Annotated in this window: 11 protein-coding genes; 6 read left to right on the forward strand and 5 right to left on the reverse strand. The window is 72.5% G+C overall.

The genetic code is table 11. The features are described 5' to 3' along the window. Positions 1-176: 176 nt before the first annotated feature. Positions 177-1,262 (reverse strand): M12 family metallopeptidase, encoded by a 1,086-nt coding sequence (locus tag ACFWWR_RS01825; RefSeq protein WP_384301400.1) that lies wholly within the window; start codon positions 1,260-1,262, stop codon positions 177-179. Positions 1,263-1,339: 77 nt separating this feature from the next. Here ACFWWR_RS01825 and ACFWWR_RS01830 point away from each other — a divergent pair, with 77 nt between their 5' ends. Next, a complete protein-coding gene (locus tag ACFWWR_RS01830) occupies positions 1,340-3,145 on the forward strand; it encodes a LuxR C-terminal-related transcriptional regulator (RefSeq protein ID WP_384301404.1) in 1,806 nt (601 codons plus the stop codon). Positions 3,146-3,216: 71 nt separating this feature from the next. On the opposite strand, the gene ACFWWR_RS01835 is transcribed toward ACFWWR_RS01830, so the two are convergent. Next, positions 3,217-5,784 carry a CHAT domain-containing protein gene (locus ACFWWR_RS01835; protein ID WP_384301590.1) on the reverse strand — a complete coding sequence of 856 codons (2,568 nt, stop codon included), beginning with the start codon at positions 5,782-5,784 and terminating at the stop codon, positions 3,217-3,219. A gap of 148 nt (positions 5,785-5,932) precedes the next feature. Between ACFWWR_RS01835 and ACFWWR_RS01840 the strand changes: the two genes are divergently transcribed. The 3 genes from ACFWWR_RS01840 to ACFWWR_RS01850 are packed head-to-tail and all read left to right on the forward strand — an operon-like array spanning position 5,933 to position 8,522. Further along, a complete protein-coding gene (locus ACFWWR_RS01840; RefSeq protein ID WP_383868328.1) occupies positions 5,933-7,363 on the forward strand; it encodes a S8/S53 family peptidase in 1,431 nt (476 codons plus the stop codon). Next, entirely contained in the window at positions 7,360-7,998 is a 639-nt protein-coding gene (locus ACFWWR_RS01845) for an RNA polymerase sigma factor (RefSeq protein WP_383868330.1), read from the forward strand. Before ACFWWR_RS01840 ends, ACFWWR_RS01845 begins: the two co-directional genes overlap by 4 nt. 14 nt (positions 7,999-8,012) lie before the next feature. Next, positions 8,013-8,522, forward strand: a complete 510-nt coding sequence (locus ACFWWR_RS01850) for a hypothetical protein (protein ID WP_384301408.1) — start codon at positions 8,013-8,015, stop codon at positions 8,520-8,522. A 227-nt stretch (positions 8,523-8,749) separates the two neighbouring features. On the opposite strand, the gene ACFWWR_RS01855 is transcribed toward ACFWWR_RS01850, so the two are convergent. Beyond that, a complete protein-coding gene (locus ACFWWR_RS01855) occupies positions 8,750-9,547 on the reverse strand; it encodes an N-formylglutamate amidohydrolase (protein ID WP_383868334.1) in 798 nt (265 codons plus the stop codon). Positions 9,548-9,631: 84 nt separating this feature from the next. Here ACFWWR_RS01855 and ACFWWR_RS01860 point away from each other — a divergent pair, with 84 nt between their 5' ends. After that, positions 9,632-9,973 carry a DUF5713 family protein gene (locus ACFWWR_RS01860; RefSeq protein WP_383868336.1) on the forward strand — a complete coding sequence of 114 codons (342 nt, stop codon included), beginning with the start codon at positions 9,632-9,634 and terminating at the stop codon, positions 9,971-9,973. Positions 9,974-10,046: 73 nt separating this feature from the next. Here the strand turns inward: ACFWWR_RS01860 and ACFWWR_RS01865 are convergent, their stop codons facing one another. Further along, positions 10,047-12,266: an NADP-dependent isocitrate dehydrogenase gene (locus ACFWWR_RS01865; protein WP_383868338.1), complete on the reverse strand. Its 2,220-nt coding sequence runs from the start codon at positions 12,264-12,266 to the stop codon at positions 10,047-10,049. Positions 12,267-12,489: 223 nt separating this feature from the next. Here ACFWWR_RS01865 and ACFWWR_RS01870 point away from each other — a divergent pair, with 223 nt between their 5' ends. Next, positions 12,490-14,031, forward strand: coding sequence for a M1 family metallopeptidase (locus ACFWWR_RS01870; protein ID WP_383868340.1), 1,542 nt, complete (start codon positions 12,490-12,492; stop codon positions 14,029-14,031). Positions 14,032-14,079: 48 nt separating this feature from the next. On the opposite strand, the gene ACFWWR_RS01875 is transcribed toward ACFWWR_RS01870, so the two are convergent. Further along, positions 14,080-15,177 (reverse strand): mechanosensitive ion channel family protein, encoded by a 1,098-nt coding sequence (locus ACFWWR_RS01875; protein ID WP_384301410.1) that lies wholly within the window; start codon positions 15,175-15,177, stop codon positions 14,080-14,082. Positions 15,178-15,265: the final 88 nt, after the last annotated feature.

Below are 15,265 nucleotides of genomic sequence, written 5' to 3' on the forward strand. Positions count from 1 at the left end.
AGAGGTCGTTCCCCCGTGGGGGAGGTGCCCGGTCGGGGCCTCCGACTAACCACAACGCCCCAACCCCCGCGCGGGCGCGGGCCACCCCCCCCCCCCCCCGCGGGGCCCGCCCCCCGACCGCTCCCCCGGCGCCGGACAGTGGTCCAGCATCGCCCGTGTGCGGCCCGCATGTGCTGTCACCAGCACATGACCGCTGTTTCCCCCGAACCCCAGCTGGAGTACAGGCGCACACGGACGAAGTAGCGGCGGCCCTTGACGAGACGGGCCTTGATCGTGGCGTTGCGCGGGGTGCCCCCGTCGTCCTCGCCGGTGAGGTAGCGGGGCTCGCCGTCCCGCTCCTCGAAGAGCACCACCAGGGCGTCGCTGTCGCCGAAGGTGCCCACGGTGTACTCGCGGGTCTCCGGCGGCTCGACGACGAAGTCGGCCTGTTCGCCCGGGCCGAGACCGAGCGGCGCGGAACGGAAGGGCACCAGCGCGGGCGCCCGCGGCGGCCGGGCCGGCGGGTACCAGCGCAGCACGTACTCCTTGTCGGCGGCGGAGAGCGTGCCGGGCGGGTGGAGACCCGCGCGGTACTGCTCCGGCTCCAGGATCAGCCCCGCCTCGAAGGGATACTCCATGATCGACTGCGGATCCCACACGGAGCCGTTCACCTCGCGCGGGTCCAGCTTGCGCAGGATGTTGAAGAACGTGCGGTCCCGGCTCCAGAAGTTCGGCGGGCCCGCCAGATCGGCGTAGACGGCCTCGTCGTCCCAGTGGATGCCGGCGAACGGGCTCTGGTGCTCGTGCAGCATGCCGAGCCCGTGACCGATCTCGTGCAGGGCCGTTCCGCGCTCCCCGGGCGCGGTCAGGTCCCAGCCGAAGTTCATGGTGCGTTCGTTCAGGCCGACCTGGAGCGCGTCCTTGCCGACGGTCGACCAGGAGCCGTCGCCGAGCTGGAACCCGATCCGCAGTTCGGCCTCAGAGCGGTCTCCGACCTCGGCGAACGACACCCCGATGCCGAGGTCCTGCCACTCTTCGAAGCACTCGCGTACGACGTCCCGCTGGTCCTTGGGGCCGGCCCACGAGACGCGCCTGGTCGCACCGGATCCCGGGACGGGAATGACGGACCCGTCGGTGTCGTCGTCGAAGAAGCAGTAGTGCAGCAAGGTGTGGTTGGCCCACATCCGGCTGCCGGCGATGAGCGCACTGTGCCGCTCGGCGGCCAGTCCCGGCACGAAGGCCGGGGCGGGCTGCCACGCGAGCGAGCAGTAGCGTGCGGTCATGGCGAACAGACTGCCGCGGGCCGCCCCCGGGCGCCTGAGTCGGGGGCTACTCAAGTCCCCCTGTATCAGGCGTGAGTATGGCGCCTCTTGTAGTCGTGACGATTTTCGAACGGGACGCGAAGACGCTGGAGCTGCCCTGGCCGTTCACCGGCCGGGAGGACGAACTCGAACTGGTCCGCCGGGCCCTGTCCGTCGCACGCCAGGGCATCGTGGTGACCGGGCCGACGGGCAGCGGCAAGACCCGCCTCGCCACGGAGGCCGTGCGCGGCACCGACTGCGCCAAGCTCGCGGGGACGCCCGAGACCCGGCAGATCCCCTTCGCCGCCTTCGCGCACCTGCTCCCCGAGCACGTCTCCCTGCACCGCGCCGTGCAACTCCTCGCCGACACGCGGGTGTTGCTGGTCGACGACGCCCACCTGCTCGACGACGCCTCGGCCGCCCTGGTCCACCAGCTGGCCGTGCACGGACGCACCCGCCTCCTCGTCGTCGCCACCGAGGGCGCCCCGGTGCCCGGAGCGGTCTCCCGGCTGTGGACCGGGGAGCTCCTGCCGCGCCTCGCCCTGCAACCCCTGTCCCGGGAGGAGACGGCCCACCTGCTCGCGGCGGGTACCGGCGACGGCCTGGAGCCGCTCACCGTCAACCGCCTGCACCGCCTGTGCCAGGGCGACCTACGACTGCTGCGCGACCTGCTGGGTGCCGTGCGCGAACTGCTCACCCCCCTCCCGGGGGCCGACGGCGCCCGGGCCTGGCGCGGCCCGGTGCCGATCACGGCGACCGTCCGCGAACGCACCGCCCACCTCCTCGACCGCACCGGCCCCGCGGAGCGCGAAACACTCGACCGGCTGGCCTTCGCCGAGCCCCTCCCGCTCCCCATGGACGACCTCGACCTGCGCACCCTCGAACACCTGGAGGCCGACGGCCTGGTCCACGTCGACGACCACGGCGCCGCCCGCCTCGCCCACCCCCTGCACGGCCCGGTACTGCGCGCCGCGGCCGGACGGCTGCGGTCCCGACGGCTGGCCCGGACGCCGGACAGCTGCACGGCCGCCCTGGCCGCCGAGTCGGCCGCGCTGACCAGGGGGATCGAGCGGGCGGACGTACGGGCGATCCCGGCACCGGTGGGGGAGTGGCTGCTGGACGAGGGCGCTGTGGTGCCCGCCGGATACGCGGCCGTACGCGCGCGGTTCTCGCGGCTGCGGGGGGAACTGCGCGAGGCGGCGGCCTGGGCGGGGGAGGGGCTGAGGGGAGCTCCCGGGGACCGGCCCTGCCGCGTCGAACTCGCCTTGGCCGCCGCCCAGTCGGGCGAGACGGTCATGGAGACCGTCGTAGGGGTGGCGACGGTCTGGCAGGCGGCCGCCCGAGGTGACCTCGACACGGTGGCGGCGGCCACGGACGACCCGTACGACGCCGTCCGTGTCGGCGCGCCCGACACCGCCGCCGGCAGGCTGACCGGCGTGTTCGCCGCCCACGCCGACGCGCTCGCCCGCGGTGACGGACCGGCCCTGGACCATGCGGCCGCACGACTGGAGGAGCGGGGCTTTCTGCTGTTCGCCGCCGAGGCGCACGCCCAGGCCGTACGCGCGCACCGCGACCCACGCGCCGCCCGCACCTCACGCACCCGTGCCGTCGCGCTGGCCCGCCGCTGCCAGGGCGCCCGCACACCCGCGCTGTCCGGGCTGGTCCTCGGCGAACTGACCGCACGCCAGCGGCAGATCGTCACGCTCGCGGCCGCCGGCCTGAGCAACCGGCAGATCGCGGAGAAACTCACCCTGTCCGTCCGTACCGTCGGCAATCACCTCTACAGCGCGTACGCCCGCCTCGGCGCGAGCGACCGCGGCGCGCTGCCCTGGCTCGTCGAACTGCCGGAGGCGCAGCCGGCCTGAGCCGCCCACAGGACCGGCGGTCTGACCCCCGTGATCGGGGGTGGGGTCAGGCCGCCACACACGCGGGCGGGTCAGGCCGCCCCGAACGCCGAGAACGCCCACCCCGTCGCCTGGTGGGTCGCGTCGCCCGGCAGCGCGGCACGGGCGTCGCGCAGCGCCTCGGCCAGGGACAGGCCGGCGTCGAGCCCCTTGTGCAGGGCGAGCATCAGGGGCACCACCGCGGCGTCGTTGACGGGCGCGCTGCACGCCACCACCCCCGCCGTGCCCAGCGGCAGCAGCGCGGTGACCAGGCCGAGCAGTTCGTCGGCGCCGACGGACGCGAACCGGGCGGTGTCGCAACAGGACAGGATGATCCGGTACGGGCTGCGGTCCAGGCGTTCGAAGTCATGGACGATCAGCGGGCCGTCGGCCATCCCCAGCGACGAGAACAGGGGGCTGTCCGCGCGGAACGTGCCGTGCGCGGCGATGTGCGCCAGCGCCGACCCGTCGAGCTCCTCCAACACCCGGGGAACACACGCGTCCTCGTCCTCCAGCACGGTCGATCCGCCGTACCGGCCGGCCAGTTCGGGCACCTCCGCGCCCCCGGTCGCCAAACCGGGGCCCCGCACCAGCACCTGGCGTCCGCCCGGCGGCGGCGCCGTCTCCAGGGCGCGCAGCCAGCTGCTCGCCGACGGCGACACGCTGAACACCCGCTCCCGCAGCGAGGGCAGCAGTGCCCACGGCACCCGGTGCAGCCGCCCCGGCGGCACCACCACGAGCGGTCCGCTGCCCAGATGCGCCGCCGCCGGACCGAACAGCAGCTCCTCCAGCCGGCGCCCCGCGGCCTCCACCACCGGAAGCCGCGCCTCCGCACCCGGATGGGCCAGCCGCCGCAAGCCTGCCTGCACATGCTCGGCCTCGGTCTCCGCCTCGGCCAGCAGCCCGGCCTCGAACCGCCGCACCCGCCCCCGCCCGCACAGCAGCACCTGCACCCGCCCGTCGAGCACGGCCAGCTCCACCAGCCGTACCTCGTCCCCCAGGCGCTCCAGCAGCCGGGCGGGGTCGAACCGGTCGCCGTCGCCGGGCGCCTCGCCGCGGATGTGCAGGGTCCGGGAGCGGACCTCCCGCTCCAGCCGCCGCTGGTCGCGCTCCAGCGTCGGCACCGGACGGCCCTCCATCCGGGCGGCCTCGGCGCGGGCGGCGATCTCCCGGAACGCGGTGAGGCCGCTGAGCAGGGCGGGGTCGGCCGGGGGCCGGGTCGGCGGCGCGGACAGGACGGTGGCCCGCCAGCGCTCGCTCCACACCAGCAGCCGCCGCGGGCCGCCCGAGGCGAGACTGGCCTGCTGGGCCAGCGCGGCGAGTTCCGCGCCCTGCGCGGTGGCCCGGGCCCTCAGCTCCGAGGCGCCGAGCGTCATCCGGTGGTCGTCCAGCACGTCGAGGCCGTGCCGGCAGGCATTGAGGACACCCCGGCCGGAACCGGCGGCCCGGGCCCGCAGCGCCTGCGCCGCCCAGCCCGTCATCCGCGCCAGCGGCGGCCCGTTGCGCCTGCTGCGGGCGGCGACCGTCAAATGCCGTTCGGCGTCCGCCGTCCAGCCGAGGGCGAGGGCGATCCGCCCGGCGAGCAGCGAGGCCTCCGGCGCGGCCGGCGCGCCGAAGCCGGCCAGCCGGTCGGCCACCGCGGCGGCATCCGCGACCATCCGGCCCGAGCGGCGCCCGGTGGCGACCCGCGCCTCGATCAGCACCAGCCTGGCGTGCGTCTCCCACCAGGTGCGCCGCTGCCCGGCGAACAGCCGTACGGCCATGTCCGCGCGCGCGATCGCCGTGTGCGGGTCGCCCGCCAGCCGGGCGGCGCGGGCGGCGGCCAGCAGCAGTTCTGCCTTGCGGGTGGACTGCCCGCCGATGCCGTCGAGCACGGCGATCGCCGAGTCCGCCTCGCCCAGCGCCTCCGGGGCGAGCCCGGCCGCCATCAGGACCTCGCAGCGGCGGATGTTGAGCATGAAGGTCGGCGTGCCGAGCTTGGCGTACCGCTCCTCGGCCTCGTCGAGCAGCCGTAGCGCCGCCGGGATGTCGCCCGAGCGGTACGCGGCCAGGCCCCGGCTCTCCACCGCGTCCGCCTTGTCGTGCTCCTGGCCGGTGGTGTCCCACAGCGCCTCGGCGGCGGTGAAGTCGGCGTCGGCGCGGTCCACCGCGCCGAGCGCCAGATGCACGGTCGCGCGCAGCGTCAGCGCGCGCGCCGTCCAGATGACGTCGTCCGCCTGCCGCAGCACGGGGACCGACCGGCGCACGTCGTCCAGCGCCTGACGGTGATGCCCCAGCACCCACGAGGCGTAGGCCCGCCGGAACAGCACCCGCGCGCGTGTGTGCCCGCTGCTCACCGCGACTCCGCGTTCCAGCGCCTTCAGGCCCTCCCGGGTGCGGCCCGCGTGCACCAGCGCCACGCCGAGGGCGGCCAGGACGTCCGCCTCCCGGTCGGCCGACTCCGCGCGCGCCGCCAGATCGCGGGCGCGACGCAGGTGGTGCAGCGCGATCCTGAGGTCCCCCCAGTCCCGCTGCCAGATGCCGATCACCTGGTGGGCGACGGAGGCACACCACGGAGACGGATCGGAGTCGAGCACCGCCTCTGCCCGCGCCAGCGCCTCGTTCGGTGCGGCGAACACCATCGGCAGCAGTTCGAGAACCGAGTCGCTTCCCGCTGTCACTCCATGGATGGTAGTGGCCCCGGTCGCACGCCACACAGGGTTGTCGCTGTATCAATCGCCGTCTTGGCGGCTCTGACTGACGACCGCCGCCTCAACCGGAGGACATGCCATGGCACCACAGCGTTTCCACGAGCAGTTCGACCAGATCCAGCGCTCCATGCCCGACGTCCCCCTCGCTCTCGGGCCCGACGACGCCGCGGAGTTCATCTACGAGAAGGGAGTCGTGCTCGCCCGGGACGGTGAGGAGGCGCGGCTCGTCGAGGACAGCGTGCGCAGCCACTTCACCGCGGCGCCCGACCTGACCGCCGACCACGTGCGACGGGCGAGCCCGGAGACCAACCGCTCGGGCATCACCCGTATCCACGTCGGCGACCCCGGCCAGGGCGGCCGAAGCGCCGACCAGGCCGTCGCCCACGCCCTGCGCGCCCTGCGCGAGCCCGAGGGGCGCGCCGGACGCCGGCTGGTCAGCCGTAACCACGTGGTGTCGATCGCGGTCAACTCCTGCCCCGGTGACGAACCCGTGCCCGCCCCGCGCGCCCAGGGCACCAACCCGGCCCCGGCAGAGGCCGGTCACGACCCGGACACCGCCGTCGGCGTCCTCGTCATCGACAACGGCCTCACGCACGACTACGCGGCCCTGCCCCTGCTCGCGCACGTCCAGGGCGACCTGCACGGCACCGAGACCGACAGCGCGGGCAACCTCCTGCAGTACGTCGGCCACGGCACCTTCATCGCCGGGCTCGTCGCGGCCGTGGCACCCAACACGGACGTCACCGTGCTGAACACCCTGAACGACGCCGGCGCCATCCTGGAGTCGGAGTTCGGCGAGCGGCTCTTCGACGCCGTCGACCAGCACGGCTGGCCCGACGTCATCAGTCTCTCCGCGGGCACCTCCAACGGCCGCACCGACGGACTGCTCGGCATGGACGCCTTCATGGAGGAACTCCGGCAGCAGCGCACCCTGCTGGTCGCGGCGGCCGGCAACAACGCCAGCGCCACGCCGTTCTGGCCCGCCGCCTACGCCTCGCTGCCCGAGTACCAGGGCGTCGTCCTGTCGGTCGGCGCGCTGCGCGGCGACGGCGAGCACGGCGCCTGCTTCAGCAACCACGGCTCCTGGGTCGACGCCTACGCCCCCGGCGAGCGCCTCACCAGTGCCCTCACCGGCTTCGACGCACCCGTCCCGTACCTGTACCAGCACTCCACGTACGACGCCTGCCGCTACGGCTTCACCTACACCTGCACCTGCCAGTCCCCGCAGCACGCCGGTGTGTTGAGCGAGGAGGGCGACACCGTCACGCCCGACCAGGTGATGTTCGAGGGGCTCGCGCACTGGAGTGGCACCTCCTTCGCCACCCCGGTCGTCGCGGGCCTGGTCGCGGCCCACATGACCGCGCACAAGGAGACCGACCCGCGCGCCGCCCGGCAGCAACTGCTCACCACGAACACCGAGTTCGCGGAAGTGCGTGGGGCGCACGTCCCGGCGCTGCGGCCGGCCACCTGGCGCCCGGTCCCGGTCACGCGGCCCTCGGCGGGCGCATGACGGCCGGAACCGCCCACTCCACGGCGTACGATGACTTGCCGTACACGAGGGGTGGGGCCGTGGACCGTGCAGATGTCGGCGCGCTCGTCCAGTCCGCCGTCGACGGTGACGCGGCGGCCTGGAAGGCGCTGGTGGAAGGGCTGAGCCCACTGGTGTGGTCCGTGGTGCGCGCACATCGGATGTCCGACGCCGACGCGCACGAGGTGTACCAGACCGTCTGGTTCCGTTTCGCCCAGCACCTGGGCCGGATCCGCGAACGCGAGAAGGCGGGCTCCTGGCTGGCCAGCACCGCGCGGCACGAGTGCCTGAAGGTGCTCAAGAGCTCGAGGCGGCTGATGCCGACGGACGACCCGCAGGTCCTGGACCGGGTCAGCGAGGACCGTACGCCCGAGCAGTCCTTCCTCGACTCGGAGGAGGCCGCTGCCGAGACCGAGCGGATCCGGCGGGTGTGGCAGGAGTTCGAGGAACTCGGCGACCGGTGCAGGCAGTTGCTGCGGGTGCTGATGGCCTCGCCGCCGCCGAGCTACCAGGAGGTGTCCGCCGCCCTGGGGATCGCGGTGGGCAGCATCGGGCCGCTGCGCCAGCGCTGTCTGCGCCGCCTGCGGGCCCGACTCGACGCACGGGGGGCGTTGTGAGCGACATGCATGACATGAACGACTTGAACGGTGACTCCTTCGCCGAAGAAGGCATCGGCGACGAGGAGTTCGACGACACGGCCGACCCCACGGAATTCGACACCGGCCTCCTGGACGATCTGCGTCTGGCCGCCGGCATCCTGGACCCGGTGCCCGCCGAGCTGCGGCAGATCGCCGTCGAGGCCTACGCCCTGCACGACCTCGACGCCCGGCTCGCCGAGCTGACCTTCGACTCGCTGGTCGACGCGATCCCGGTCAGAGGAGCGGCGGCCCCGCCGCGGATGCTCACCTTCCACACCGGTGACGTGACCGTCGACGTGGAAGTGACCCCGCAGGGACTGATGGGGCAGGTGCTGCCTCCGCAGCCGGCCAGCATCGAGGTGCTCAGCGGCCCCCGGGCCGGTGCCGCGCTCGTCGCAGACGACATGGGGCGCTTCACGTCCGACGTGCCCCCCGCCGGACCCTTCGCACTGCGACTGCGGGCCGGCGGGGAGGTGGTGGTCACGGAGTGGCTGCGCGCCTGACCCGGCGGTCGCCCTTCACCACGTGACGGGCAGGGTCCGCGGATCCCGTCTTCCGGCGCCGGCGGACCTGGTCGGCGCGGACCGCGAGCCGCAGCCCGGGCAGCCGGTCGGGGACCGCGCCGACCAGGAGCCCGGTCTGCAGGCGGGCGGGGACGTACCGGTGCGGTGGTGCGGCCCGTTGCCGAAGGCGAGACCCGGCTGGGAGTCCCGTTCCGGGTCCGGTCCGGCTAGCCGGTCAGCGCGTCGACGAGGCCGGCCAGCGCCGACGCGAGACGGGTGAGGCCGGGTCCGGCGGGGCCGCCCGGCTCGCTCATGTACGTGTCCCGGCGGATCTCCACCATCAGAGCACCGACCCTCGGCTCGGTCCCGTAGAACTCCAGCGGCACGTACGCCCCGCCGAACGGACTGTCGAGCCCGATCTCCCCGCACCCCGCGAACGCCTCCCGTGCCGCTGCGAGCAGACCGGGCGGCGTGTGGAAGGAGTCGGTGCCCAGGCAGACCGGCGGTCGCGGGCCCTCGCCGTGCAACTCGTAGGGCAGCGCGCCCGTGGGGTAGGAGTGCACATCGATGATCACGGCCCGACCGGCCACGGCGAGCCGCTCGGCCACGGCGTCCGTCATCGCCTGCGCGTACGGGCGGAAGTACCGCGCGATCAACGGCTCCGGGTCGGTGTCCGCGGGCCGCAGCGGTTCGCGGTGCGTGGTGCGCGTGTACACGGCGCCCATACCGACGGCGAGCATCTCCTCCCGTTCGTCCGGGAACCGCTCCGGGTCCACGACCAGCCGGGAGAGCCGATTGACGAACCGCCAGGGGGCGACCGGGGACAGCCGGGAGGCTTCGGCGGCGATCTCGGCGGTGTGCGCGTCGGTGATGTGGTCGAGCTCCCGCTCCAGTTCCGCGTCGTCCAGCACGATCCCCGCGCGCACCCCGGGCGGTATCTCCCGTGCGGAGTGCGGCACGTGCAGGATCACGGGGGATTCCGCCGCACCGGGCAGCAGCTCGAAGGACGGTGCGGCAGAGGTCATGAGGCTGCTCCCGGGGCGTTGTCAGTGGCGTGGTGCACGATCAAGGTGCCACATCGGAACGTCGAGGAAGGGCGGGGGAGCAACATGCCCGTCAACAACCAGCAGGTGACCGCACACCGGTTTCTCAAGGGGCTCTACCGGGACGACTACTACCCGGACCACGTGGTGGACCGGGGCAAGGAGATCCTGCTGCGGCTGTGCGAGCGCATCGAGACCGAGCGGCCTGACGGCCTGGCGGCGCTGTACGTCCTGACCCAGGCCGCCACCGGCGAGTTCAACGACCTCCAGGCCGACTTCGAGGAGGCCGACAGCGACATCGAGACCGTGGCGCGCGAGGAGATAGCCGAGAACTTCTGGTTCGTGGCGCAGGCCTACGGCTTCGCGGACGCGGACGTGGAGGAGCTGATCGCCACCCGGGACTGGTGACAGACGGCTCCGCCCCGGCCGGGCGGCTGCCGGCCGGGGCGGAGTCACGCGGGGCCTCGCGGAGGCCGGTGCGTCAGCTCAGGGACGCGAGCGCCTCGTTCCACGTGGTCGACGGGCGCATGACCGCGGCGGCCTTGGCCGGGTCGGGCTGGTAGTAGCCGCCGATGTCGGCGGGCTTGCCCTGGACGGCGTTCAGCTCGTCGATGATCTTCTGCTCGTTCGCGGCGAGCGTCTCGGCGAGCGCGGCGAAGGCCTTGGCCAGGTCCGCGTCGTCGGTCTGCCGCGCCAGCTCCTGCGCCCAGTACAGGGACAGGAAGAAGTGGCTGCCGCGGTTGTCGATGCCGCCGACGCGACGGGTCGGGGACTTGTCCTCGTTGAGGAAGGTCGCCGTGGCGCGGTCGAGGGTGTCGGCGAGGACCTTGGCGCGGGAGTTGCCGGTGGCCGTCGCGCACTGCTCCAGGGACGGGACCAGCGCGAAGAACTCGCCGAGGGAGTCCCAGCGCAGGTAGTTCTCCTTGACCAGCTGCTGGACGTGCTTCGGCGCGGAGCCGCCGGCGCCCGTCTCGAACAGGCCGCCGCCCGCCATCAGCGGCACGACCGACAGCATCTTCGCGCTGGTGCCGAGCTCCAGGATCGGGAACAGGTCGGTGAGGTAGTCGCGCAGCACGTTGCCGGTGACCGAGATGGTGTCCTCGCCGCGGCGGATGCGCTCCACCGACAGCTTGGTCGCCTCGACCGGGTTCAGGATCCGGATGTCCAGGCCCTCGGTGTCGTGCTCCGTCAGGTACGCCTTGACCTTGGCGATCAGGTTGGCGTCGTGGGCGCGGGTCTCGTCCAGCCAGAACACCGCCGGGTTGCCGGTGGCGCGGGCGCGGGTGACGGCCAGCTTCACCCAGTCCCTGATCGGGGCGTCCTTGGTCTGGCAGGCGCGGAAGATGTCACCGGCGGAGACGGCCTGCTCGATCACGACCTCGCCGGCCTGGTCGACGAGGCGGACCGTGCCGGTGGTCGGGATCTCGAACGTCTTGTCGTGGCTGCCGTACTCCTCGGCCTTCTGCGCCATGAGACCGACGTTCGGGACCGAGCCCATGGTGGACGGGTCGTAGGCGCCGTTGGCGCGGCAGTCCTCGATCACGGCCTGGTACACGCCGGAGTAGCTGCTGTCCGGCAGGACCGCGAGGGTGTCGGCCTCCTGGCCGTCCGGGCCCCACATGTGGCCGGAGGTGCGGATCATGGCCGGCATCGAGGCGTCGACGATCACGTCGGACGGCACGTGCAGGTTGGAGATGCCCTTGTCGGAGTCGACCATGGCCAGCTCCGGGCCCTCGGCGAGCTCGGCGTCGAAGGAGGCCTTGATCTCGGCGCCCTCCGGCAGGGCCTCCAGGCCCTTGTAGATGCCGCCCAGGCCGTCGTTCGGGGTGAGGCCGGCCGCGGCGAGCGTCTCGCCGTACTTCGCGAAGGTCTTCGGGAAGAAGGCGCGCACCACGTGACCGAAGATGATCGGGTCGGAGACCTTCATCATCGTGGCCTTGAGGTGCACGGAGAACAGCACGCCCTCGGCCTTGGCCTTGGCGATCTGGGCGGTGAGGAACTCGCGCAGCGGCGCGACGTGCATGACGGAGGCGTCGACGACCTCGTCCTTGAGGACGGGTACCGACGGGCGCAGCACGGTGGTCGTGCCGTCGTCGCCCACCAGCTCGATGCGCAGGGCGCCGTCCTCGGCGATGACCGCGGACTTCTCGGTGGAGCGGAAGTCGTCGACGCCCATGGTCGCCACGTTCGTCTTGGACTCGGGGGTCCAGGCGCCCATGCGGTGCGGGTGGGTCTTGGCGTAGTTCTTGACCGACGCGGGGGCGCGCCGGTCGGAGTTGCCCTCACGCAGGACCGGGTTGACCGCGGAGCCCTTGACCTTGTCGTAGCGGGCCTGGATGTCCCGCTCCTCGTCGGTCTTCGGGTCGTCCGGGTAGTCCGGCAGTGCGTAGCCCTGGCTCTGCAGCTCGGCGATGGCGGCCTTGAGCTGCGGGATGGACGCCGAGATGTTCGGCAGCTTGATGATGTTGGCCGCGGGCGTCTTGGCCAGCTCACCGAGCTCCGCGAGGGCGTCCGGGATGCGCTGCCCCTCCTCCAGGTACTCCGGGAACAGCGCGATGATGCGCCCGGCCAGGGAGATGTCGCGGGTTTCGACGGCGACACCCGCCTGCGAGGCGTACGCCTGGACCACCGGCAGGAAGGAATACGTCGCCAGGGCCGGGGCCTCGTCAGTGTGCGTATAGATGATGGTCGAGTCAGTCACCGGGTGCTCCGCTCCACGTCTGCAACATTGCTCGACATCAAGATATCTCCTGACCGCCCTCGTCTCGACAGGGGTCCGTACAGTCGTGCGGTCCCACAAGAAATTTTCGCTCTCAGGCAACCGACTCTTCCGATCATGTGGTCATGGAGGGTGATCGCCCACGATCGCCCACTGGATGCGGCGGCCGGACCTGACCCGTCGGCCGCCAGAGCGAAAGCGGACCATGAGATATCGCACCCGAGTGACGGCCCCGGCGGCCGTCCTCATCGGCACGGCCGCGGCCCTGGCCACGGCACCCTCGGCACACGCGGCTCCGAAGGAGACCGGCACCCCGGGCCCGGAGACCCTCGGCGACTCCGTCTACCCGAGTCTCGGCAACGACGGCTACCGCGTCTCGGCCTATCGCCTCGACCTCGCCTACGACGCGACGACCCGGCTCGTCGACGCCGAGGCGACCCTGCGGATCCGCACCACCCAGGCCCTGACCCGCCTCTCCCTCGACGCCCTCGGCCTGGACATACGCGCGGTCCGCGTCGCCGGCCGTGCGGCCACGTTCGAGCAGGCGGACGAGAAGCTGCGGATCACGCCGGCGCGCCCCCTGCCGGCGAACACGCCCGTCACCGTCTGTGTGGAGTACGGAGCCGACCCGCGCCGGGAACTCGCGCACACCGCCTGGGTTCCCACCCCGGACGGCTTCGCCGTGTGCCCCCAGCCGAACTCCGCGCACACCGTCTTCCCCTGCAACGACCACCCGGCGGACAAGGCCGACTTCACCTTCCGCATCACCGTGCCCGCCGGCCTGCGCGGCGTGGCGTCCGGCCTGCTCGTCGGCACCGAGAGCCTCGACGGCGACCGGACCGCGTACACCTACCGGTCCCGCTCACCGATCGCCACCGAGCTGGTGCAGATCACGGTCGGCGACTACGTGGTCAAGGACCGGCAGGGCCCGCACGGACTGCCACTCAGGGACGTCGTGCCGGTCGCCCGGGCCGCCGCCCTGGAGCCCGCGCTCGCGCTGACGCCCGGGCTCGTCGACTGGATCGAGCAGCGGCTGGGGGCCTACCCCTTCGAGACGTACGGGCTGCTGCCCTGCAACTCCGACGATCCGGCGGCCTTCGACTTCACGGGCCTGGAGACCCAGACCCTCACCCTGTACAAGCCGAACTATCTGCTGCAGGCGGAGCCGAAGATCGGCTCGCACATGATGCACGAGCTGGTCCACTCCTACTTCGGCAACAGCGTCAGCCCCGCCAGCTGGGCCGACCTGTGGCTGAACGAGGGGCACGCCGACTTCTACGGGCTGCTGTACCGCTACGAGCGCGGCTGGACCGACTCACTCGGCCTGACCACGATGGAAGCCCGGATGAAGGACACGTACGCGCGCGGCGACCAGTGGCGCAAGACCTCCGGGCCGGTCGCGTCGCCCAACGCGGCGAACCTCTTCGACAGCCAGCGCTACCTGGGCGGCGTCCTGGTGCTCTACGCGCTCCGGCAGGCCGTCGGGGAGGACGTCTTCCACGCGATCGAGCGCAGGTTCCTGGAGCGGTACCGGGACTCCTCCGCGTCCACGGAGGACTACATCGCCGTCGCCACGGAGGTCTCCGGGCAGGACCAGTCCGGCTTCCTGCGGGACTGGCTGTACGGCACGAAGACCCCGCGGATGCCCGGCCACCCGGACTGGACGGTCACACCGGTGACCTCGACCCTCATCGCGCCGAACAACCGGACGGGCGGGCACCACCACGACAACTCGGCCACCTTGTGAGGATCAGCCGAGGCAGGTGATCAGAGGCTGGTGATCAGAGGCAGGTGATCAGTCGAGCCGGGCGGAGGGGACTTCGCCCGGCTCGGTCTCCGCGCCGCGCTGCTGCGGGATCACCACCGCGCCCTGCTGCAACGCAACCGTCCGCGTCGGCGCCGGGATCCGGATGCCCTCCGCGCGGTAGCGCTTGTGCAGGCGCTTGATGAACTCGTGCTTGATCCGGTACTGGTCGCTGAACTCGCCGACGCCCAGAATCACCGTGAAGCCGATCCGGGAGTCGCCGAAGGTGTGGAAACGGACCAGCGGCTCGTGGTCGGGGAGCGCGCCGGTGATCTCGGTCATCACCTCGGCGACGACCTCGATGGTCACCCGCTCGACCTGCTCCAGATCGCTGTCGTAGGCGACCCCCGCCTGCACCAGGATGGTCAACTGCTGCTCGGGACGCATGAAGTTGGTCATGTTCGTCTTCGCGAGCTCCCCGTTGGGGATGACCACCAGGTTGTTGGAGAGCGAGCGGACGGTCGTCTGCCGCCAGTTGATGTCCTCGACGTAGCCCTCCTCGCCGCTGCTCAGCCGGATGTAGTCGCCGGGCTGGACGGTCTTGGAGGCGAGGATGTGGATGCCCGCGAAGAGATTGGCGAGGGTGTCCTGGAGGGCCAGGGCGACCGCCAGACCGCCGACGCCCAGGGCGGTGAGCATCGGCGCTATGGAGATGCCCAGCGTCTGGAGCACCACCAGGAAGCCGATCGCCAGGATCAGTACCCGGGTGATGTTGACGAAGATCGTGGCCGATCCGGCGACGCCGGGGCGGGACTGGGTGACCGACCGCATCAGGCCGGCGACGACCCGGGCCACGGCCACCGTCACGACGAAGATCAGCAGGACGGTCAGGACCTGGTTGATGTTGTGCTGGACCGTCCCGGTCAGCGGCAGCGCCGCCGCCGCGGTCGCCGCACCACCCGCGATCGCGGCCCACGGGACCGCGGTCCGCAGGGCGTCCACGATGACGTCGTCACCGCTCCAGCGGGTGCGGTCGGCGTGCTTGCCCAGCCAGCGCAGCAGCATGCGCAGCAGGAACGCCGCGAGCAGGCCCGCGATCACGGCGATGCCGGCGATCACCAGGTCGTCCATGGTGAGATCCCGCTTCACCGGTCACCTCCGGAGAGAAGTCCTGTGGCGAAGTCCTTCGCCGACGGCCGGATGTGAAGTCGTGTCACGTTGCCACCTGTTCGTTCCG

Origin of the sequence: Streptomyces sp. NPDC058678 (assembly GCF_042714835.1) — a bacterium.
Classification (GTDB): Bacteria; Actinomycetota; Actinomycetes; order Streptomycetales; family Streptomycetaceae; genus Streptomyces.

Bases quoted from the DNA above. Each gene is read 5' to 3' on its own strand.
- ACFWWR_RS01825 (WP_384301400.1), bottom strand. From the start codon at position 1,262: ATGACCGCACGCTACTGCTCGCTCGCGTGGCAGCCCGCCCCGGCCTTC.
- ACFWWR_RS01830 (WP_384301404.1), top strand. From the start codon at position 1,340: ATGGCGCCTCTTGTAGTCGTGACGATTTTCGAACGGGACGCGAAGACG.
- ACFWWR_RS01835 (WP_384301590.1), bottom strand. From the start codon at position 5,784: ATGGTGTTCGCCGCACCGAACGAGGCGCTGGCGCGGGCAGAGGCGGTG.
- ACFWWR_RS01840 (WP_383868328.1), top strand. From the start codon at position 5,933: ATGGCACCACAGCGTTTCCACGAGCAGTTCGACCAGATCCAGCGCTCC.
- ACFWWR_RS01845 (WP_383868330.1), top strand. From the start codon at position 7,360: ATGACGGCCGGAACCGCCCACTCCACGGCGTACGATGACTTGCCGTAC.
- ACFWWR_RS01850 (WP_384301408.1), top strand. From the start codon at position 8,013: ATGAACGACTTGAACGGTGACTCCTTCGCCGAAGAAGGCATCGGCGAC.
- ACFWWR_RS01855 (WP_383868334.1), bottom strand. From the start codon at position 9,547: ATGACCTCTGCCGCACCGTCCTTCGAGCTGCTGCCCGGTGCGGCGGAA.
- ACFWWR_RS01860 (WP_383868336.1), top strand. From the start codon at position 9,632: ATGCCCGTCAACAACCAGCAGGTGACCGCACACCGGTTTCTCAAGGGG.
- ACFWWR_RS01870 (WP_383868340.1), top strand. From the start codon at position 12,490: ATGAGATATCGCACCCGAGTGACGGCCCCGGCGGCCGTCCTCATCGGC.